At 47.6% G+C, this 21,476-nt stretch carries 17 protein-coding genes; 4 read left to right on the plus strand and 13 right to left on the minus strand.

What is annotated here, in order from left to right; all coding sequences use genetic code 11:
• Together HKN88_05195 and HKN88_05200 are read right to left on the minus strand one after the other, a co-directional pair.
• Nucleotides 1-1,660, minus strand: a 1,660-nt coding sequence (locus HKN88_05195) for a M28 family peptidase (protein ID NNC97449.1), incomplete at its 3' end; no start/stop codon positions are given.
• A 51-nt stretch (nucleotides 1,661-1,711) separates the two neighbouring features.
• Complete coding sequence (locus HKN88_05200; GenBank protein ID NNC97450.1) at nucleotides 1,712-3,553, minus strand: DegV family EDD domain-containing protein; 1,842 nt, start codon at nucleotides 3,551-3,553, stop codon at nucleotides 1,712-1,714.
• A gap of 199 nt (nucleotides 3,554-3,752) precedes the next feature.
• Between HKN88_05200 and HKN88_05205 the strand changes: the two genes are divergently transcribed.
• From HKN88_05205 to HKN88_05215, 3 genes are all read left to right on the plus strand, one after another.
• Nucleotides 3,753-4,199, plus strand: a complete 447-nt coding sequence (locus HKN88_05205) for a GNAT family N-acetyltransferase (protein NNC97451.1) — start codon at nucleotides 3,753-3,755, stop codon at nucleotides 4,197-4,199.
• Nucleotides 4,200-4,275: 76 nt separating this feature from the next.
• Nucleotides 4,276-5,133, plus strand: coding sequence for a polyamine aminopropyltransferase (speE, locus tag HKN88_05210; GenBank protein ID NNC97452.1), 858 nt, complete (start codon nucleotides 4,276-4,278; stop codon nucleotides 5,131-5,133).
• 5 nt (nucleotides 5,134-5,138) lie between these two features.
• Nucleotides 5,139-6,275 carry a type III PLP-dependent enzyme gene (locus HKN88_05215; protein ID NNC97453.1) on the plus strand — a complete coding sequence of 379 codons (1,137 nt, stop codon included), beginning with the start codon at nucleotides 5,139-5,141 and terminating at the stop codon, nucleotides 6,273-6,275.
• 81 nt (nucleotides 6,276-6,356) lie between these two features.
• Here the strand turns inward: HKN88_05215 and HKN88_05220 are convergent, their stop codons facing one another.
• Complete coding sequence (locus tag HKN88_05220; protein NNC97454.1) at nucleotides 6,357-6,812, minus strand: DUF3291 domain-containing protein; 456 nt, start codon at nucleotides 6,810-6,812, stop codon at nucleotides 6,357-6,359.
• Nucleotides 6,805-7,092: a hypothetical protein gene (locus HKN88_05225; protein ID NNC97455.1), complete on the minus strand. Its 288-nt coding sequence runs from the start codon at nucleotides 7,090-7,092 to the stop codon at nucleotides 6,805-6,807. Before HKN88_05225 ends, HKN88_05220 begins: the two co-directional genes overlap by 8 nt.
• 305 nt (nucleotides 7,093-7,397) lie before the next feature.
• Between HKN88_05225 and HKN88_05230 the strand changes: the two genes are divergently transcribed.
• Nucleotides 7,398-9,542 (plus strand): amino acid permease, encoded by a 2,145-nt coding sequence (locus HKN88_05230; protein NNC97456.1) that lies wholly within the window; start codon nucleotides 7,398-7,400, stop codon nucleotides 9,540-9,542.
• Nucleotides 9,543-9,680: 138 nt separating this feature from the next.
• Here the strand turns inward: HKN88_05230 and HKN88_05235 are convergent, their stop codons facing one another.
• From HKN88_05235 to HKN88_05275, 9 genes are all read right to left on the minus strand, one after another.
• Nucleotides 9,681-11,387 (minus strand): glycosyl hydrolase, encoded by a 1,707-nt coding sequence (locus HKN88_05235; protein ID NNC97457.1) that lies wholly within the window; start codon nucleotides 11,385-11,387, stop codon nucleotides 9,681-9,683.
• Nucleotides 11,388-11,418: 31 nt separating this feature from the next.
• Nucleotides 11,419-12,828, minus strand: coding sequence for a TonB-dependent receptor (locus HKN88_05240; GenBank protein NNC97458.1), 1,410 nt, complete (start codon nucleotides 12,826-12,828; stop codon nucleotides 11,419-11,421).
• Between the two features lie 100 nt (nucleotides 12,829-12,928).
• Nucleotides 12,929-13,705: a ferredoxin--NADP reductase gene (locus HKN88_05245; GenBank protein ID NNC97459.1), complete on the minus strand. Its 777-nt coding sequence runs from the start codon at nucleotides 13,703-13,705 to the stop codon at nucleotides 12,929-12,931.
• Between the two features lie 150 nt (nucleotides 13,706-13,855).
• Nucleotides 13,856-14,692, minus strand: coding sequence for a GspB domain-containing protein (locus HKN88_05250; protein NNC97460.1), 837 nt, complete (start codon nucleotides 14,690-14,692; stop codon nucleotides 13,856-13,858).
• Between the two features lies 1 nt (nucleotide 14,693).
• Complete coding sequence (locus HKN88_05255; protein ID NNC97461.1) at nucleotides 14,694-16,427, minus strand: AAA family ATPase; 1,734 nt, start codon at nucleotides 16,425-16,427, stop codon at nucleotides 14,694-14,696.
• A gap of 19 nt (nucleotides 16,428-16,446) precedes the next feature.
• On the minus strand, nucleotides 16,447-17,697 hold the full coding sequence (dinB, locus tag HKN88_05260) for a DNA polymerase IV (protein ID NNC97462.1): 1,251 nt from the start codon (nucleotides 17,695-17,697) through the stop codon (nucleotides 16,447-16,449).
• 122 nt (nucleotides 17,698-17,819) lie between these two features.
• Nucleotides 17,820-18,344, minus strand: coding sequence for a DUF4136 domain-containing protein (locus HKN88_05265; protein ID NNC97463.1), 525 nt, complete (start codon nucleotides 18,342-18,344; stop codon nucleotides 17,820-17,822).
• A 97-nt stretch (nucleotides 18,345-18,441) separates the two neighbouring features.
• On the minus strand, nucleotides 18,442-19,659 hold the full coding sequence (locus tag HKN88_05270) for a DUF4286 family protein (GenBank protein NNC97464.1): 1,218 nt from the start codon (nucleotides 19,657-19,659) through the stop codon (nucleotides 18,442-18,444).
• An 84-nt stretch (nucleotides 19,660-19,743) separates the two neighbouring features.
• Nucleotides 19,744-21,476 (minus strand): acyl-CoA dehydrogenase (locus HKN88_05275; GenBank protein NNC97465.1); only part of this gene is annotated, 1,733 nt, incomplete at its 5' end.

Consider the following 21,476-nt stretch of genomic DNA (forward strand, 5'->3'; position numbering starts at 1 on the left):
ATAACAACTCCATGTCTTCCAGCGCGCCTGAATAATCCCAGTCTTCCTGGAATTCGTCTCCGACCTTGTGATAACGGTTGGATACATAGTCTTTGGCGATCTTGTCGCCATAGCCTTCCGGTTTGCCAATGTAATCATTACCACTTTCCGCGTATAAGACTGGCACACCGACCTTGGCAAAACTGAAATGGTCTGAGCGATAAAAGTAGCCTTTTTCCGGATTCGGCTCCCGCTCAAGTACACGATCTTGCTTATCCGCGGCAGCCTTCAAGTAATTTTCCAGTTCTGAATTACCCAGACCAATTACGGTTATATTGCTGGTGCGCCCGTGTAAGTTGATTCCGTCCATATTAAAGCCGGCGGCTGTCTTGGCCAAAGGATAGATCGGGTTGCTGGCGTAATGACTGGAACCAAGCAGTCCCTGTTCTTCTGCAGCGACAAACAGGATCACAATCGAACGTTCCGGTCTGGTCTCCAAATCGCTGTACGCTTTGGCAATTTCCAGCACCGCTGCTGTACCACTGGCGTTATCCAGGGCACCGTTATAAATTCCGTCACCGGTTTTTGCGTGCAGTTCATTATCTTTGCCCAAATGGTCCCAATGCGCCATATACACAATGTATTCATCCGGGTATTTGCTTCCCTCTAGGATACCAACCACATTATTCGAGACGGTTTGCTCAAAGGTATTATTGATCGATGCGTTAACTTTGGCGCTCAAAGGGATAGGGTTAAAACCTTTTTGTATGGCCTGTTGCTTAAGTGCGTCAAGGTCTTGCCCGGCTGCGGCAAAGATCTTCTCAGCCTGAGCATCCTGGATCCAGCCTTCAATCGAAACTCGTGACATATTCTTGTCCGCCGCCACTAAACCAAATTGCGGGCCGGTCCAGCTTCCCGAGACCACCGCCCATGGGTAACCCGCGGCATCTTCGGTGTGAATAATGATGGCACCGGAAGCACCTTGTCTGGCGGCCTCTTCGTATTTATACGTCCAGCGACCGTAATAGGTCATGGCATTACCATTGAACAAGTCCGGATCTTGAGTGGCATAACCCGGATCATTGACCAGGATCACAGCGGTCTTACCTTGCATATCAATTCCTGCATAGTCATTCCAGCCATATTCCGGCGCCACCACGCCATAGCCCACAAAAACCAGATCGCTGTTGTTCAGTGACTCCCTGGCGCTCACACGTTTACTCCACAAGGTGACGTCATCGCCAAATTTCATGGCCAAGGATTCATCGCCAGCCGTTACCGTGAAATTTGCATCGGCTGCGGTTGTGATCGCTATTAAAGGCACTTCCTGAAAATAACTCTCGCCATTGCCAGGGGCATAACCCGCTTTTTGCAAACCGGCCATTAAGTAATTGATCGTAAGCTCTTCACCTTTGGAGGCCGGGCCGCGACCCTCGAATTCATCCGAGGACATCAATTTGATCGACGTCTTGAGATCCTCGGCCGAAAAACGTGATGCTGAATCATGCATCGCATCAGTGATCTCTTCGGTGATCAGCTCAGACAAAGTATCGACTTCGGCGATCGGATCAACTGAAGTGTCAACTGCGTAATCTAGTTTGTCATTTTTAGCGCCACAGGCCATCAGCGTGACACTTAACAGTGGGAGTAGAAAAATTCGATTGATATGAAGCTTATTCATTTGATATCACCATAAAGATTTGATTGGATATTATTTAAAACTATTTATTGTTTAGACAAGCGCCGCCACATCCTGAATAGCGGCCACCACCGTACCCGGGCCGCCGTGTGCCCCGACCGCGGTTCCGGTATCGGTCAGATCGATGCTTTCCAGGTTTTTGACTTTGCTTTTGAGTAATGCCATTAATTCAACGCCTTCTTCTTCAGAGTTGGCGTGCGACACCAAAATCCGGTAGGTTTTTTTCTGGTCGATCTTTTTCATTAAAAAGCGTACAAATTTTTTCACTCGATTGGAATGCCCCAAGAACATCCCCGCACTGGTGAGTTTACCTTCCGGTGAAGCAGTGAGTATAGGGTTCAGACGGAACAGGTCGACCAACACTTTTTTACTCCGGCTCACACGCCCGCCTTTAACGGCAAAATCCACATCGCCCAAATAGGCATACACTTTGGTGGCATCCACGCATTTCTCGATATGCTCGAGTACCGTTTCGGCACTGGCCCCGGCTTTAGCCAAGCGCGCCGCTTGCATCACGATCAGGCCCTGACCCACTGCAAGATTTTTACCATCAACTGCGTGTACCATATTATCCGACATCACCCGCTCGGCGGCGGTTTGTGCCGATTGCAAGGTACCCGACACCCCGGACGTAACACTGATGTAGATCACGGTGGAAAAATGCGACGCCAGATATTCAAATTGCCGACGAAAATCCCCGGGCGATGGTTGCGAGGTTTTAGGATGCTCCGGGTTACTGACCAGTTCCGCGTAAAACTCTTTGGGACTCAAACTGACCTTATCCAGATAAGAGTGATTACCAAAATTAATTCGCACCGGGACCACGTATATATTCAGTTCATCGATCAGCTCTTCCGGAATATCGGCCGCGCTGTCGGTCACAATAATAACCTGTTGATCCGAATCGTGGGTGAGGTGCGCCTGTTGCTGCATGTCATCGGCTTTTTGTCCGCTTACTTCTCCAAAAGATTCGGCAATAGTGAACACCTGGTCGGGATCGTTGACATGAATATGCACTTTGGTCTTGCGTACCGATCCAGCCACAACCACGCTATTGCCAATCTCGTTGAGTTGTTCGCGCAGGGATTTGTGATTTATTTTTTCATCCTCCGTGCGCGACTTGATCAAACATTCGGTGCAAAAACGAAACTTCAGTTCGCCATGATCATAATTTTCCAAAACCTCATCCGTATCATCGAATCCGATGTCAAGTGGTTGATCGAGGTCTTGAACCGAACCTGTGCGAATAAAATCACTCACACCTTCAATAAGCTCCACAAAACCCTGAGCGCCGGCATCGACTACCCCCGATTTTTTCAAGATGGCCAACTTTTCAGGGGTTGCCGCCAAACTGATGTGAGCCTGCTCAACTCCGTATTGCAATAAGGCCGCAAAATCAGGGTGCTTGAGTTCTTCTACGCCGTGTTGAATAGCTGCGGCAAAGTCACTTAAAACAGTAAGAATGGTGCCTTCTTTGGGTTCGCTCATGGCCGTGCGGGCGTAATCCGCGCCCATGCTCACGGCCTTGGAAAAATCTACCAGGTCGAGTTTGCCCAGACCGGCCGCAGCATCGCTCAAGCCCTGGAAAAACTGGGCCAGAATGGCACCGGAATTGCCACGTGCGCCATCAATCGCGGCGTCCGCAATTCGGGTCAGTGTGTTACCGGCGTGTCGGTCGACAGAACGCATCAGTAACTGGCGCACTGAATTAAGGGTAAACACCATATTGGTACCGGTATCGCCATCGGGCACCGGGAACACATTAATTTTATTTAAATAGTCTTGCTTGGTGATAACCCGACGTATCCCGGCACGTAATGCACGATTCAGGCGAATGCCATCCACATAGCGGATTGTGTCTACAGCAGTGGTCAAAGCGACTCCCTTATTCTTATAATTTTGTGAGGGTGATTATACACAGCGACCCTGACGCTGGCTAAATGCCCTGTTATGATGCTCGCATGAAACTCGGCCTGACTCCAACTAATTGATTTAATTGATAATGTATTTATTCACCCAACGCCTCGGGTTGTGACAATTCACCACCCAAGACGCAGAATTTGTTTACCGTTTGATGAATACTCCCGGCTGGCTGGAGTTCATAGGTGACCGCAATATTGATTCTGTGCATGCGGCCGATGATTATATTGTGCAACGCTTCATCCCGACTTATGAGCAGACCGGCTGTGGCTTTTGGTGTGTTGTTGAGCTATCAACTAAAGAACCGATCGGGACCATCAGTATGATCCAGCGGGAGAATCTGGATGAGATCGATCTGGGTTTTGCCTTTTTGCCCAAGTATGAAGGAAACGGATTCGCCTTTGAAGCTTCGCAAGCAATTCTGGAAAAAGAGCGAAAAGAGTCCGGATTGCAATCGGTGCTCGCCTTTACCGATCTGAATAATCAGCGTAGCAGAAAACTTTTGAGCAAACTGGGCTTTAGCGAACTCGGTCTCAAAATCGTAAAACCCGAATGGGGTGAAAGCCTGCTCTATCGTCTTGTCTTAGAGAAAGATCAATAATATTTAGATTGCTTTTCGCGTGTTTCAAAATACAATGCGCGCATAGATTGACCGATCCATTTACCAGAGTATCCGTATGACTGCCAAGACCTTTAAAGAAACCCTTTACGATTCTGTGAATCAGGAATTTCGTATCGATAAAATGTATTTTGAAAGCAAGACCGAACACCAGCATTTGATGATCTTTCATAACGCATCATTAGGACGGGTGATGACTCTGGATGGCGTGGTGCAAACCACCGAAGCGGATGAATTTATTTATCATGAAATGATGGCGCATGTGCCGATGCTTGCTCACGGCAAGGCCAAACGCGTGTTGATCATCGGCGGCGGTGACGGCGGGATGTTGCGAGAAGTCTTGAAACACGATGTGGAGCATGTCACCCAGGTCGAGATCGACAAAGCCGTGGTAGATATGGCCATTGAGTTTTTACCCAATCACTCGGCCGGTGCCTATGACGACCCGCGCTTGAATTTGGTGATCTCGGACGGCATGGATTTTGTGAAAACCACCAATGAAAAATTCGATGTGATCATTTCCGACAGTACCGATCCGATTGGTCCGGGCGAAGTGTTATTTACCGAGAACTTTTATCAGCTTGCGAAAAACAGTTTAAACGAAAATGGCATTATGGCCACCCAGAATGGTGTGCCGTTTTTCCAGATCGACGAGATCCAGACCACGTTTAAACGCATGGGCAGTCAGTTTAAAGATTTCAGTTTTTATGTGGCTCCCGTGCCAACCTACTATGGCGGATTTATGACCTTTGCCTGGGGTACGGATGATGTGTGCGCACGAAAAGTCGGTCTGGAAACCCTGCGCAAACGCTTTGCGGCTGCGAATTTCAAAACCCGTTATTACAATCCCGCCATGCATCAAGCAAGCTTTGCCTTGCCCCAGTACGTGGTGGAGGCCCTCGAGAACGTGGCCTAGATCACATGTTGCCAAGAACAGTCCTGATTGGTGCGGATCAAGCCACCCGCGATCATTACCAACATTTGGTGGCCGAACACGGTTCACCTTTATTGGTGTATGACGCCAGTGTTTTAAAACAGCAGTTCGCAGCCTTGCAACACGCCTTGCCCGGTGTCGATCTGTATTACGCGGTCAAGGCACATCCGGATGCAAATATTATTCACACGATTGATGAACTGGACGGTGGATTTGATATTGCCTCGGCCGGAGAAATGGATCTGTTACTGGATCACAAGATTTCCGGACGCCGAACCATTCATACCCATCCGATCAAAAAAGATGCCGAGATCAAAAAGGCCTTACGCTTTGGCGCAACTACCTTTGTGATCGACAATCTGGATGAATTAAATAAACTACTGCCTTACCGCAAGCGAGTTGGTGTTTTACTGCGTGTAAGTTTCCGCAGTGACAGTGCCGTGGTCGATCTGTCGCGTAAATTCGGTTGTGACATCGAAGAAGTTAAAGGTCTGGTGTTTGCCGCCGAGCAACTGGGCATTCACATAAAAGGGCTGGCCTTTCATGTGGGTTCGCAAGTCAGTGATGCCAGCAAACACGTAGAAGCCATTGAACAATGCCATCGTGTTATGCAGGAATGCAATCAGGAATTGAGCATTCCTTTGAGCACCCTGGATATTGGTGGCGGTTTCCCGGCGGACTATCGTCTCGAAGGGTTTGACATCAACGAGTTTTGCGAACCGATTCGTATTACTTTGGATAATTTACCCGATGACTGGCATCTGCTTGCCGAACCGGGACGATTTCTGGTCGCGCCGGCAGTCTGCTCGGTGACCACCGTAACCGGCAAGTCGATACGGCATGGAATTCGCTGGTACTATCTGGACGACGGCGTGTATGGCTCATATTCCGGACAGATCTTTGACCACGCGAGTTACCCGATTCAATCCTTACGCTCGGGTGACCTGTATCCCAGCATTCTGGCAGGACCCACATGTGACAGTATTGATATTATTGCCGAGGATGTGGAATTACCGGAATTGGAGATCGGAGACTTGATCATCGGGTTGCAAATGGGTGCCTACACGGCCGCCACCAAAACACGCTTTAATTCCTTACCGGATGCAAAACTGGTGTGCGTGTAGTTGCTAAGTCAATTGGCTAAAAAGTACTAGTCCGACTTTATCTCATGGCAGTGATTAAGGGTATGAATGCTAACTCGCGACTTAGCTCAACCCGGGCGGTGCAAACGGTTTTGCAAAACTAAACGCACCGGAACCTGGGCCAAGCTGTTGCAGTAATCGCAATCTGTTTTTTCCTTCTGTTAGGTCAGGAATATGTCCGACTGGAACCCACCATAAGGCCAGATGTGCTTCAAACGCATGATCAAACCAGGACTGTTTATTTTGGAGCAATTCAAGATGAGCAGTTTGATACACAAAAGTTTTTAATGCGTCGATATTTTCCCATACACTCAAATTGACGATAACTTTAGGGTCGGAAAAAGCTTGAATAGATGTTGCATTACCTTCATCGTCCTGTAAGCGCCAGACAAACCCGGGTGACTGGTCAGCCAATGCATTGATCTCGTCAAGGCGCTCGACAAAGCCCTGCATCAGTGAAGATTCCATGTCGGCTTTTGCATGTGCAATATTAATTTGTGCCAGATGAAAGCTAGTCATCCGTCAACTCGATATCGATTCCGCCTGTGAACCTGGCTGCAAAATTAAAGAGTATCGCTATAAGGACCCCGCATAAAAATCCAATTGCTGCGAATAACAGCGGCATTCCGATTAATGCCATAAACGCAAGAGCGGTTCCGTAACCCAAATAGCCAAAATAGTAATCGTAAACAAAACCACCGAAGGAATACAGTACCCCGCAAAATAATCCTAAGAGGGCTGACAATGCGGCAAATTGTTTACCCAGTGATCGTATTCCGAGCTTTTTGAGTTTAGACATGGTTTTCCGGGAAATATAAATTACATGCAAGATTTAGTTTAAAGCTGTTTTTACGCAGATTCAGTCATGTCACTTTATCATTTACATCAGCAACGGGCAAAGCAATATTTACATTTAAAACAATGGGTTACGCATAATAGTTTGAATAAAGTCTGGTTTAGGCTAAATCAACGTGATGATTCTCTAATAAAATTTTTCAGCAAAAGTAAAGTGTTTTTTCTTTGTGTAATGAGCTTTTTTTAGTCACTGGTATTTGCCGTTCTCTATTATTATATGCACTTCATTAACGGGGATACACAATCGTTGTGGAAGAACAATCATTAAAAAAAGAATTGGGATTGTTTGATGTATATGCAATCTCCACCGGGGCCATGTTCAGTTCCGGATTGTTCCTGCTTCCCGGAATAGCTGCTTCTTACACAGGTGACTCCGTTTGGCTGGCCTACCTGTGTGCAGGTTTCCTGATCCTTCCCGCCATGTACTGCATTTCGGAACTTTCAACCGCAATGCCAAAGGCGGGCGGGACATATTATTTTCTTGACCGTGCCATGGGTCCGCTGATGGGCACGATCGGTGGTCTCGGATCCTGGGTTGCTGTGGTGTTTAAAAGTGCATTCGCACTGGTAGGCATGGGAGCCTATCTGGGAATCTATCTGAATGTACCAATCACTATTACAGCAATTATTTTAACCATCGCTTTTGGGCTGGTGAACATTTACGGAGCCAAAGAAACTACCCTGCTACAAAGGATATTGGTAACCACGCTGGTTGTCATACTGATCGCATTTGTGTTGGCCGGACTTAAAGAGATAGGCGACTTCAGTTCGATCAATCCCAACATCAATGAACCCTTCTTACGAACTGGTCTGGTCGGGTTCATCTCCACCATCGGCCTGGTCTTTGTTTCCTATGCTGGCTTGACCAAAGTTGCCAGTGTGGCGGAAGAGATCAAAGACCCTGACCGGAATATTCCATTGGGTATGACCCTGTCGTTATTTACGGCCACCATCATTTACACTCTGGGCACCCTGGTATTGATCAACATACTAGAGCCAGAAAATCTCTACCAGAGTTTAACGCCGGTTGCGGATGCTGCAAAAGAATTTCTGGGCTGGATACCATTCGATCTAGGCGTGATTCTGATAGTTGTCGCCGCAATTGCCGCATTCGCATCAACCGGTAACGCCGGAATAATGTCGGCGTCAAGGTATCCATACGCCATGGCCAAAGACAAACTGGTGCCAGCCGAGTTAAGTCGCATCGGTAAGTACGGCACTCCAAGCATAGCGATCATGTTGACTGTGTTCGCTATGACCTTGGTGCTGGTGCTATTTGATGTGACTTCGGTGGCGAAGCTCGCCAGTGCTTTCCAGTTATTGCTTTTCGGGCTTATATGTATCGCAGTGATCGTAATGCGGGAATCGCGTATCCCGACCTACAAACCCGGCTTCAAAGCACCGTTTTATCCATGGTTGCAAATTGCCGGCATCCTGATCTCTTTTTGGTTGATCATCGAAATGGGAATTTTAGCCATCGGTTTTACCGGCATGGTACTGATAGGATGTGTTCTCTGGTATCAATTCTATGCCTCGGGAAATATGGAACGACGTGGCGCAATTTTCCATGTGCATGAACGCCTGGGACAACAACGCTACGAAGGTCTGGAAAAGGAACTCCTGACCATTATCCAGGACCGTACGCAAGCCGAAAATCTCTCTTATGAAGCGGTAATCTCCAGGTCGGTGATCATGGATTTTCGATATGGCATCTACGACATTGCCCATCTTGCGGAAATCCTCAAAGAATTGGCAAAAGACAAGTTGGGGCTGGAATCCGAAAGTATTGTGAAACTCCTGAGTGATGAGCACTTTGAATTACATCCGGTTTCCGAAGGCGTCCAGATTGCCTATGGCACTCATGACCATATCGGCAGACCCGAACTGTTTGTATTGTGTTTTGGCCCCAGAACCAAAATAAACATCGAATCCGCGGAATCTGTGCATACCTTGATGTTCCTGATCGTGCCACCCAAACCGGTAGGCCTGGATTTGCGTCTCGCTGGCCATGTGACCGAAGTGATTCAAAATGAACACTTTGAAGCCGAATGGCTGGCGGCAGAGACTGAGCGCCAGATGAAAGAGGTTTTAATGCGTGATGATCACTACATTCAAGGCTCACGCAATACATTTCCGTCAATTTTTAAACAGGCCAACAAACTGGTACTTGATATTGAATTACCCGACTCCTGTTTGATCATCATGGTCGAACGAGAAGGCCAGATAATGCCCATAACACCTGAAACGGTCTTACGCAAAACGGATGAAATATTAATTATCGGTGAACCCGATGATCTCAAAAAATTGCAATCAAACGGTGAGGTTGAAGTTATTCAACCGGAGTCTGGATCAGAAAAGATTATTGACCAAAAGTCGGAGTCGGAGTCGGAATAAATCCAACGATTGTGAAAATCACAACTGATGCTTTCGGCCAGCGCTTTGGCTGATGTGTAAATTGTGATTTATTTAGAATTGATTCCTGGTCTTTCAAACTGATTCTTCTCGAAAAATATCATGGTATTGAGTGTTTCTCTATAACTGCACCCGGATTGTTTGTACCGCGTTGGCAGTCATATTCACTTCTGTATACTGGGCACCAATTTGCAAAGCAAACTGAATGGGTTGCTTGGTGGTATTCAAAAGTTGCACACTCAATAAATTATCTGCATTAATGTTCGCGCTGGCATGCAAGGCGTCGGCATCAAGGCCATTGAGTTTTCTGGCGGTTTGCACCGCTTTATCACCAGGTCGAATGGTTCTTGAGAATTGTGCCAACACCGTGTAGATCGGGGTGTAATACACCTCGCCATTATTTACGTCGATCATGATCGGGGCGCCACAAAAATTTCCCACATGATTTGGACCGCCCTTGTGATCCAGAACCACATTCCAGTCTATCCAGCCCGACATCCAGTTATCCAGGCTTACGATAATATTGCGTGCGTAGCGATGTACCGGGGTGTAAACCGGATGATCCTCGACATTGGGTGCCCAGGTCGCAGAATACGCCCAGTCTGTCGCGTTTTTATTCCACCAGAAGGCATCGTTCATGAACCAGTTGGATTCCTGGAACAAAACCGGATCCAAAACCCCATTGGGGGCGGGCTTGCCCAGATCATCGATGGTGCCTTCGGTATGGATTATGTCAAAGTCAGGGAATTTATTATGCACTCTTTCAAGTGCGTCTTCGTTCACTTGATAGGTGCTCTCATACCAATGCACCGCGGTGCCATACACATACTGCGCGGTTTCCGGATCACCTAAAATGACGTCAGTCCATTCCTCTACATGATCACGGTTTTGATCATAGATCAACAGTTTCATATCGGCGTGCCGGCTGGTTTGCAATTTTGGGCCTAGAAAATTTTTAATAAAATCATTCTGGGATTGCGGCGTGAAATGCATGCTTTCCCATTGCCCGCTATTGCCTTGCGGCTCATTCACCGGAGTCATGCCCCAAATATCCACGCCTTCGGCTTTATAGGCATCCAGATATTTGATCAAGTAATTGGCATAGCTTGCAACAAATTCGGGCTTTAACTGCCCGCCGGTCCCCTCCCAATCTGTCTCCGCGGTTCCATTGATATACCACTCTTCTATGTCTTTCATCCACGCTGGTGCCGTCCAGGCTGAAGCCACAATGTTGAGGGTTTTATCATTCTGGTTTTGTTTGATGGCCAGCGCCTCTTTGATCATCGGCAACACATCAAAACTCTCATCTTGAATACCGGGATACCGACTTTTTTGAAATCCGTCTTTGTCCATGGCAATACTAAAGTGCTTAAGTGATGCATCCCCGGCAACATCCGCATACGACTGTTTACCCTCTACCGAGAAGTCCGTTGAACCGATCGGGGTTCTGGCAATCGAAAAATTTGCCCCCGATTGCGCATAAATGTTTTGCATGACCTCCTGTCGTTTCGCAGGCTCCAGATGCGCCAATACAAAGGCCGAAGATTCCGTAAATGAGGTTCCTATCCCGGTAAGGGTTTGCTTGACTTGCTCGGGATAGATCTCGATGCGTATACCACTGGCATAGCCGTCCTGAAAGGGGAGACTGTCTTGAATCGACATTTTGTGTCCTTGTTCACTGCTTAACAAAATCTCGGTAGTGCTGACCAATCCGAAATGTTTTGCATTGTCTGACACAGCTTCATGTGGCGTATAAGCGGTACACGACATCAGAAAAATACAGCCCAGCATGTAAACTAATGATCTAATAAAGTGACGCTTATTCATTGAGTTTCCTTGATGCTTTGTAAAATTGTGTTTAATGAAAATTGAACAGCCTGCGTTCAATGATCGCCTCTGCTACACCTGCGGGTAACAGCTTTTCCCATTCGCCACGTCCTTCGGGTATCTGCTGTAAAACCTCGCGTGAAAAGATCTTGAATAATTTCTTATCACTGCATTCAATTCCGGTTATAAAACCGTTGACCACCAGGTGCTGATACAAATGCTGCAGATTTTCCGGCAAAGTAACATCGGTATAGTTAATTTCCACACCTTTCTCATTCATTTCCGGATAAACATACATGCGCGTGTGGTCGGGGAAAAGTTTTCCGAAGCCTTCGAGGATGCCGCCCTCCACACCACGATAGGTATCTTCATTGAAGATTTGTTTGATGTTAATAATGCCAACCACAATGCCGATCTGTAATTGGGTGAATTGTCGGAAATACGCGCGTAGGGAAAAATATCGGGTGTAGTCTGAAACCATGACGTTATACCCCAGTGAATTCAGCAATTGCACCCGGGTAATGATGTCGGCTTCAGGCACTTTGGCATCGTGCCCGGTCCGGTCATTCAGGGTAATCTCGGCAATGGCTACGGTATTATCAGGGTGCACATCTTCCTGTGTATAAAACGCGACCTTACCCTGTTCGATCATGTCGACATTCAGATTGGTTACCGGTTTAAATGAACCACGAATGGTGATGACATTCTTTTTGTAAAGCAGTTCGGCTGGAACGGCGACATTCCCATCCGGTGTGAACATGATGGCCCGGGTTTTCCAGCTACGGATCAAGTGTAGGTTGATCGCACGGTTGTCAATCTCCTCAAAATACGGACCTTCGAATTCAATGGTATCGATCTCGATGCGGTTGGCTTTGAGATTATCAGTCAGAGAATCGATGATCTTTTTAGGCGACTCGTAATAATAGTATGCAGCGTAGATCAGATTCACGCCCAAAACACCCAAAGCTTCTTGCTGCTCTTCCGCGGTTTCGTCTCGCATGCGTACATGCAAGGTGATATTAGATGGCTCGGCGCCCGGATAGAGTTGCACTCGTACGCCACACCAGGCGTGGCATTCGTTATCACCCTGGTAACTTTTAGCGGCAACGGTGGCTGCGTAGGTGAAATAACGCGATGATTTTGAACGTGTATCGCTGACTCTGTCGAGCACTAGACCAAATTCCTGATGCATCATGGCCTTTACTCTTGCTTTGCATACGTAGCGATTGTCTTCTTGCACGCCATAAATCGCGTCAGAGAATTGCATGTCGTAGGCCGACATGGTTTTAGCGATCGTACCAGCGGCCGCACCTACCAAAAAGAAATGACGTGCGACTTCCTGACCGGCGCCGATCTCGACAATAGTGCCATATTTTTTATCGTCCAGATTTATGCGGAGCGCTTTTTGACTGGTATCTCTGGTGCTGACTGTCTTATCCATGGGTTCACCGAAAAACTGGGTTGCTATGGCAAAACCTAAGTGTACCCTTTTTTAGGTAAAAATGAACTCGCTGAATCAAGCTCAACAATGGTGATTCAATTCACTTTTCCACAAACGCCCGTTCGATCACGTACTCGCCCAGATCATTGCGACGGGTTTCAGTGAATCCACGCGCATCAAGAATTTTGCAAAAATCTTTTAACATCGATGGACTGCCGCATAACATGAAACGGTCATTCTCAAGGTTGAGTGGTGGCAACTCGATCAACTCGGTCAGTGCTCCACTCTCCAGGGCATCGGTTAAACGTCCTTGAATTGGATATTCTTCGCGCGTAACACTTGGGTAATAGATGAGTTTGTCCTTAACCATGTCACCAAAGTATTCATTCTCTTCCATACCATGAATAATTTCCTGATACGCGAGTTCTGATTTGTAGCGCACACCATGGGCAAGCACCACTTTATCGTACTGCTCGTAAGTTTCCGGATCCTTGATAATACTCATAAACGGCGCCAGGCCTGTTCCGGTAGCGAGCAAATAAAGATGTTTACCGCCTGGCTTGAGACGATGCAATAACAAGGTACCGGTGGGTTTGGAATTCACCAGGACTTTGTCTCCAGGCTGCAGGTGTTGCAAGCGCGAGGTTAAGGCTCCGTCCTGAACCTTGATACTGAAAAACTCCAGCTGTTCTTCGTAATTTGCACTCGCCATCGAATAGGCCCGCATTAAAGGTTTTTCATTCACCTTTAGACCGATCATAGTGAAATGCCCGTTCTCAAACCGAAACGCAGGGTCGCGTGTTGTGGTGAAACTGAACAGGGTATCGTTCCAGTGATGTACTTTTAAAACTTTTTCTTCGCGAATAACGGCAGACATAGATTTGACAGGGTAGCTAGTAAATTAAGGAGGCGTATTGTAGTGATAATCTGGCTAATGCGCCAGATTAATACTCATGCTGAATAGGTTGGGCTGAAGGTGAAAGCTTCAAGTGGCAGTGAAAGACTCTGTAAAGTACTATGTGGCAGACTATTTGGCAGTAAGAACAAAATTACGACCCTGATAACTCATTAACACACCTTCTTTGCCGATCTTCATTATTTCAACACCATCCTTGGTTTTTTCACCCTGCCGATACTTCGACATATTAATGAACGCCAAACGACTGTCAATGTCATTGTGGAACTTCAAAATATCCAGATGCATGTCCGGCAAATTGTATTCCGAACGCACGCTGCGGTAATTGGCGTATCCGGTAAAATCGTTACGTGGTTCGTCAGATGGTAAATTTGGCGACCTGGTGACGGGTGGCGTAGACGTTTGTGGCACAGCTTGTGTGTTAGTGGTGTTTGCAGCCTGCTTGGGCGAATTGGAAGTGACGCCTAGATCGGATAAAGAGCGTCGCGCTTGTTGACTGCTGGCAGCTTGAGTATTTTGGGATGGCTGTGCAATCGGTCGCGGTGCCGCCGGTGTTTGCATGGTCTCGGTCGGATTTGTTAGTGTTTGATCCGGTTGGGTAGATGCTGGCGACGTTTTTACAGCTTGGCTCCGGGATTGTCGGGTGTATTGCTCATCCGCTGGCCGGGTATGGTTCACCCCGGTATTTCCCTGAATATTAAGTACTGCCCTGTTTGATTGCTGTGTTTCTGGTAATGATTCAACCGGGGTTAATGTTGACTGTCCGCGAAACAAAAATATGTATAACAACGAGATTACTGCAACCAGGCTTAACAGGATAACCGCAACTTTTAACCAAAAATTTTGATCTCCTGTGTGTTCGGCTTGCGCAGCGTAGGTCATCTCATGCGTGGTATTCAGTTGGCGAGAACGGTCAGAACGTTTTAAGGCATCAAGTATGTACGACATATTAGTTATCCTTTACCAGCCGGGGCCTGCCTTCAATATCCAAAGCATCATTCAAAGCCAGAAAGGTACGCGAGCCCACAATACCATCCGGATCAAGACCCACGGAGGCTTGAAAATTTTTCACCGATTGCGCCAAGTCCGACGTGAATAAGCGATTGGTGTTTTGCGGTTGGGTATTCATGCCTAATTTGCTTAATTGCTCGCGTAACCACAGCACCGAATCACTATTCGTGCCCCAGAATAATGAATCATCATGCAATTGTTCGGGTTGCCACAAAACCAGATAGGAGCCCTGCCAATAGCTTTGCAGATCGGACAAGCTAACGGCATAGTCTGCATTGGGCAAGCCCGTAACGATCTGCCCTTTATTAACTGACTTGATCAGAAGTTGGTGTTTTTGTTGGCGAGCGTCTTTTAGCTCAACGATCACGGGGCGATCCAGCGCCAAAACATCGGCCCAAGTGCCCCGCTGGTACAAACAGCGCAGACCAACGGCCTTGACCACCTCACACACATTGCTGTGATCATAAAACGGGGTTCGCCCCCATTCCTTGAGTAACTGGTTAAAAGCCACATCAGCAGTGGTGTTTGAGGCTTGTTCAGAAAATAATTCCGACAAACTGATCGGGCTTGCCTGGAGTTCTGTGACAGGATCTTGTGTAGAAGTAAGTGCAGCAGATTGATTGGAACCGGGTGAAGTGTCTTGGGCATCCGTTTCGGTTGCTGTGGCGGATGTTTGTTGCGGGGCATCAAGGGTAGACGCATTGGCCAAAGCAACTTGCTGACCATCAAAAAACTGTTGCTTGATCTGTGGCCAAAAATTCCAGGCGCTCAATCCGAGCAAAACGACAACGGCAGACGACCATGCCCAATTGGGGATCAAGCGTGCGCGATCAGGATTACTGCGTTCCTTGTTCAGGCTGTCAAAGGCATCACCCAGAACTTCCTTAATCGCCTTTTTGGCGATCTTGGTATTGACCGTGGGTTGTTGCAGACTAAAAGCGCCCAGAAGCGAACGATCGGCGATCACATTCACCAAGCGTGGAATTCCTTTGGATGCCTTGTAAATCAGGTTTTCGGCACCGGGTTTGAAAATATTGTACTTCGCGCCGGCCACTTTCAGGCGGTGTTTGATATAAGCCCGGGTTTCAGATTTATCCAGAGAGGTAAGGTAATAACGTGCGGTGATGCGTTGCGCCAACTGCCGCATATCTTGACGCTTGAGTACGGCTTCCAATTCCGGTTGCCCGACCAGAATGATCTGCAACAATTTATCTTTATGGGTTTCCAGATTGGTTAACAAACGAATCTGTTCCAGCACTTCCACACTCAGGTTTTGAGCTTCATCCACCAACAGGACAACTTTACGTCCCTGAGCGTAGGCATCGAGCAAATAAGGGTTCAATGCGTCGAAACAATCTTTATTACTCGCCCCTTTTTCCACACTGAGTTTGAGTTCTTCACAGATCGAGTGCAGGAATTCATTTACGCTCAAACGCGGATTCAGGATCAGGGCGATATCAACGTTTTCGGGAAGTTGTTCAAACAGACTTCGAATGATGGTGGTTTTACCGGTGCCCACTTCGCCAGTAAGCTGGATAAAGCCGCCGCTGTCGGTTACCCCGTAGATCAGATGCGCCAGTGCTTCTTCGTGGCGTTTACTCAAAAACAAATACGCCGGATCGGGCGTAATTGAAAATGGTTTTTCCGATAATGAAAAAAAGTCTGCGTACATAAAAAATTAAAACCCTGTTTTAAGGCGTATCATCCTTGTCGATCTTGTTGGTCTCACGCTCAGTATAAGATAAATTCACGCTTTGGCCATGCTTTATAGCCTCTTTTCCAAACTTTGCCTTGATGTCGTCCATGGTTTCATCCAGGCTTTTTGGACGCCCTTGAGGCTTGTGTGGTTCCATTCCAGAGGTAGAATTTTCGGCAAACAGATCGAGCTGGGACGATTCCGATAACTGTGACACCCCCACACCCAGTAAACGTAATTTGGCCCCGGGATTGGCCTGTAACCATCGCTCAAGTAATTGTTTGGCAACATTCAGTAACACACTGGAATCGGCACTGGCCGGATGCATTCTGGTCTGGCGGGTAAAGGTCTGAAAATCCGGAGTACGTAATTTGATCTGCAGCGTAGCGGCAAGGTATTGTTTGGTGCGCAATCGGGTGGCGGTTTTATCGCTGAGTCGTTGCAAATGCCGCATCAACATTCCCGGTTCGCCAATGTTTCGATCAAAGGTAATTTCGTGACTAATACTTTTATCCGCATCACCCTCGCGCACCTGGCGTTGATCGATACCTGCGGCTTTATTTTGCATGCGCTGTGTGTATTTACCGAATACGTGACGCACTTTATCCGGATTAGCCAAACGCAGGTCTTGCATGGTGTGAATATTCAGGTGTTGTAATTTAGGCAATGTGACTTTACCAATCCCCGGAATTACTTTGACCGGCAGATCGTCGAGGCGTTGTGGTAATTCGTGTTGCCGGATCTCGACGATGCCATCCGGTTTCTCCAGGTCGGAAGCGATCTTGGCCACCAACTTGTTTGGCGCAATGCCGATTGATGCGGTGAGTTGGGTCTCGGCTTTAATGCGTTGTTTGATTTGCTTGGCAATCGCCATGGCCGAACCATGCAGACGCAAACAACCAGTCACATCCAGATAGGCCTCATCCACCGAAACGCCTTGCACTTGCGGGGTGAAGTCCTGGAATATTTTGAAAATCTGTTTAGAGACTTCCTGATACACCGACATACGACCGGACACACAGATCAGTTGCGGACACCGGCGCAGCGCCTCGCGGGTGGGCATGGCCGAGCGCACGCCGAACTTGCGTGCCTCGTAACTCGCTGCGGCGGCTACTCCGCGCGGTCCGCTCCCGCCAACGATTATCGGCTTGCCGCGTAATTCCGGATTATCGCGTTGTTCAACCGAGGCAAAAAACGCGTCCATGTCCACGTGCAATATGGTGCGTTGTTCAGAAAGTTGAGACATAGCGTTATTTTACGTGCTTATAAGAATACTGTCTTAGCTACGATTCACAGCGTGCGTTGAATTCTGGTAAACCAAAAAAGGCCCGAATGATCGGGCCCTGTCGGTAGTTTTGCACAATAAAATTACTGCGGTGGAAAACCCGCCAGAATTTTTCCCGCCAAGCGATCCATATCGGATTGGGAGTGCGGGCGACTGCGGCGTTGGGTTTTAGTCCAGCCACGCCAGACTAACTCCTGGGTATTGGCATCCAATGCATCAACAATGACCAGAACCTCGTCACGCTGCAAGTCGCGTAAACGCGGAGCGTAAATATTCCAGTAAGAATGACGGCTGTAACGACCATAACCAATAGCAAAATTCACAGGATAGTTTTTACGTTTGGCATCGGCCATGTGGTAAGTCAAATACATGTCCGGCGTGTCACTGCCTTCAAAACCTCGATCAAGCATGAGGTTGGCGACTGCAGCTTCGAGCTTTTTCTCGAATAGCGGGCTGTCATAGACCGGATCGGCCAATTCCCGAGCGGTGGAATTTTCTGAATATTGCCACTGAAAAGTGCGATATTGCGAAAAATCGGCGCTGGGATCAAAGTCGGTCTTGGGTGTACTGGCACAGGCCGAGAGGCCTATGATAGCAACTAAGCCCATGAAAAACCTGGATTTTTTTATATACTGCATATCTATTTCTCGAATCAATAACGAAAGGCTAATGCTGTCATTATAGTTTTTGATACTGAATACCGGCTTAACTAAAAGTATATCCGGCATAAATAGTGGTTATCAGTAACATTAAACTGAACATCACCAGGTACACAAATTGAATCAATATAAATGAAGCAATGGTGATCCAGCGTGAGCGTGCATAGACCAAACGCATCGACCTATAAAAATAATAGGGTAAATATACAAACCATAATAAGTTGATAAAAATCGTCGCTGGCAGACCCATGATCTCAAAACTTGAACTGACTTTTGACACAGCTGCTGTGATCAAGATAATCACAAATACTAAAGCGTGATTATGTAATAAATACACCAAATGCTCTACGTAATATTTCCCACTACCCAGATAGAGAATTTTAAAAACCAATGCGATAACAGGCAAGAAAACCAGCAATGCGGTTGGCAATATCTGAAAAATATGCTGGGTGATTGCTGCAAACCCATGTTCTTCAATTTCTTTTGAGATCTCAATGGTTCTTTGTTTGATTTTTTCATCCATCTCGGGTGACAACAAACCGGAACTGATGTTTATATCTTTTTCATCAAGATTAAATGTCATCCCCGAAGTTGATGTATTGAGATCCTGGATAACCGAGTTGCCCACGAAGGCAAAATAGGCAAAAGTAACAATGCTAAAGAGCAAATAAATGCGTAATGGTGAGGTATAGCTTTGCCGCTTACCGGCCAGATAGTCCGCCGTTAGTCGCCCGGGCTTGAAAATCAGTAGCAGAATAGTTCGCCATAGCCTGGATTCAAGACCGAAAGCCGCGTTGGTGAACTCCCTAACAACCGACATCATGGTAGGAACTCTGGGTTCCTCACGCTGGCCACAACTACTGCAAAAGCGCCCTTCCAGTTGCGTGCCACAATTTGCACAACACATATCTTGTGCAGTAGCGGCTTGTGCAATTGTCAAGACCCGGCGCTGGGCTGAAATTTTCTCGCCAAATTTTTCCAGCCCCTGAGCACGCATTCGCTCGGCATCCTTGTCGATATAAGAATCTAATGCGGCTTGATCAGACAGCCGATATTGCACACATCGCTGTCGATTATTCTCGTCTTGATTATCCACCACAGAAATTGAGGCCGAAACAAAACCCGGAATCGCGAGCATTTCCTCTACATGCTTTTGTAACCACTCATCGAACTCATCAATCACCTCCACATCAATCGTGAGCGTGACTTCATAGATCACTGGTTGCGCTTTAGGTAGCCTGGGGGTGGATTTGATCAGCTGCATTTGTGTACTTTAGCATTAAAAAAGGGTTCGATAATTCGAACCCTTGCATGTGATCATATTAAGTTTGATTATTCAGTCCAGTGATCAAGCCGCTGACGCCTCGTCGTAATTTTGCACTAACTCGGGTTTGGGTTGCGCCTTGGTGCCAAGTTCATGCGGGGCAAAGTCGTCAACGTTGACAATATTCATGACCTTGTCATCCATATTCAATAATTGTTCGGCCTCTTCCGCTGTGAGCACGCCCGCTTCCTGGGCAGCGAGGTAAACATCGCGATCATCGCCGTCACTAGTGAACACACCTTCGCGTTGTGCGCTGCGGATCTTTTTCAATAAAGGCTCGGCATCAATGCACAATTGCATGGCTTCTTCCAGTAAACCGAAAGGATTATTCGGTTCAACGGTGTTATATATTCCCTTGGTCAAACGGCGGCGGGTTGGCGTGTCTGCCATGAGTTTGGATACGATGTCTTTGTTCCATTCATCGGCCGGGGAATAATATTTGCGTCCGCGCGGAAACACGCAGAACCGTAACAAACGTGAGATCCATTTATTCGGGAAATTGCGTAACATGGCGTGTAACTGTTCTTGATTTTGATACAACAGGTGACGGCAAGCCCATTCCACCAAGGGCAGATCTTCGGCCGGTCGACCCTGGTCTTCATAATGTTTCAAGGTTGCTGAAGCCAAATACATCATCGACAACATATCGCCCAAGCGTCCGGAAGTGGATTCCATGAATTTGAGCTTGCCACCCAGTGTCAACATCGACACATCCGTAACAAAGGCAAAGGCCGAACTGAAGCGGTTGAGATGCTGGAAGTAGCGTTTGGTCGGGCCTTCCACGGGCACATCGGTCCACCGCGCATAGGTCAAGCCCATCCAGAAAGAACGCACCGCATTACTAATGGCGTATCCGATATGCCCGAATAAGGCTGTATCAAAATCTTTCAGCCCTTGTTCCTGATCTTCGTTGGCCGCCGAGTGCATTTCTTTGAGCACATAGGGATGGCATCGAATGGCACCCTGCCCGAAAATGATCAAGCTGCGGGTCATGATATTGGCACCTTCAACGGTGATTGCGACTGGCGTCCCCTGGTAGGCACGGGCGAGATAATTTTTTGGCCCCATGCAAATACCTTTACCTCCGTGTACGTCCATGGCATCGATTCCAATAAGGCGTCCTGTTTCGGTCAGGTGATATTTCAATATGGCTGAGGGTACCGATGGCACCTCACCCAGATCGATCGCACCTGCCGTCATTTTGCGCGCCGCATCCATGAAATAGGTTTTGGCTGCCATGCGTGCCAGTACTTCCTCAATTCCTTCAAATTTGCCAATGGGTAGTCCGAATTGTTTGCGGATACGTGCATACGCCGCAGACGAGGCCACTGCCGCTTTGGCACCACCGGTGGCGTTGGAAGGCAAAGAGATACAACGCCCAACCGACAGTTGTTCGCACAACATTTTCCAGCCTTGTCCGGCTTTTTCATGGCCGCCAATAATGTAGTCGAGTGGAATAAACACGTCTTTTCCTTGCAATGGTCCATTCTGGAATGGCACATTGAGGGGGAAATGTCTGCGCCCGATGGTGATTCCAGGCGTCTCCCGTGGCACCAGCGCGGCGGTAATGCCGTAGTCTTTTATATCGCCCAACAAACCATCCGGGTCACGCATTTGAAACGCAAGCCCAATCACCGTGGCAACCGGGGCAAGAGTGATATAGCGTTTGCTGAAATTCAGTTTGATGCCGATGATCTCTTCACCTTTGAACATGCCTTTACACACGATCCCTGAATCGGTTAGCGACGTCGCATCGG

This window comes from Gammaproteobacteria bacterium (genome assembly GCA_013001575.1).
Taxonomy (GTDB): Bacteria; Pseudomonadota; Gammaproteobacteria; order Steroidobacterales; family JABDMI01; genus JABDMI01.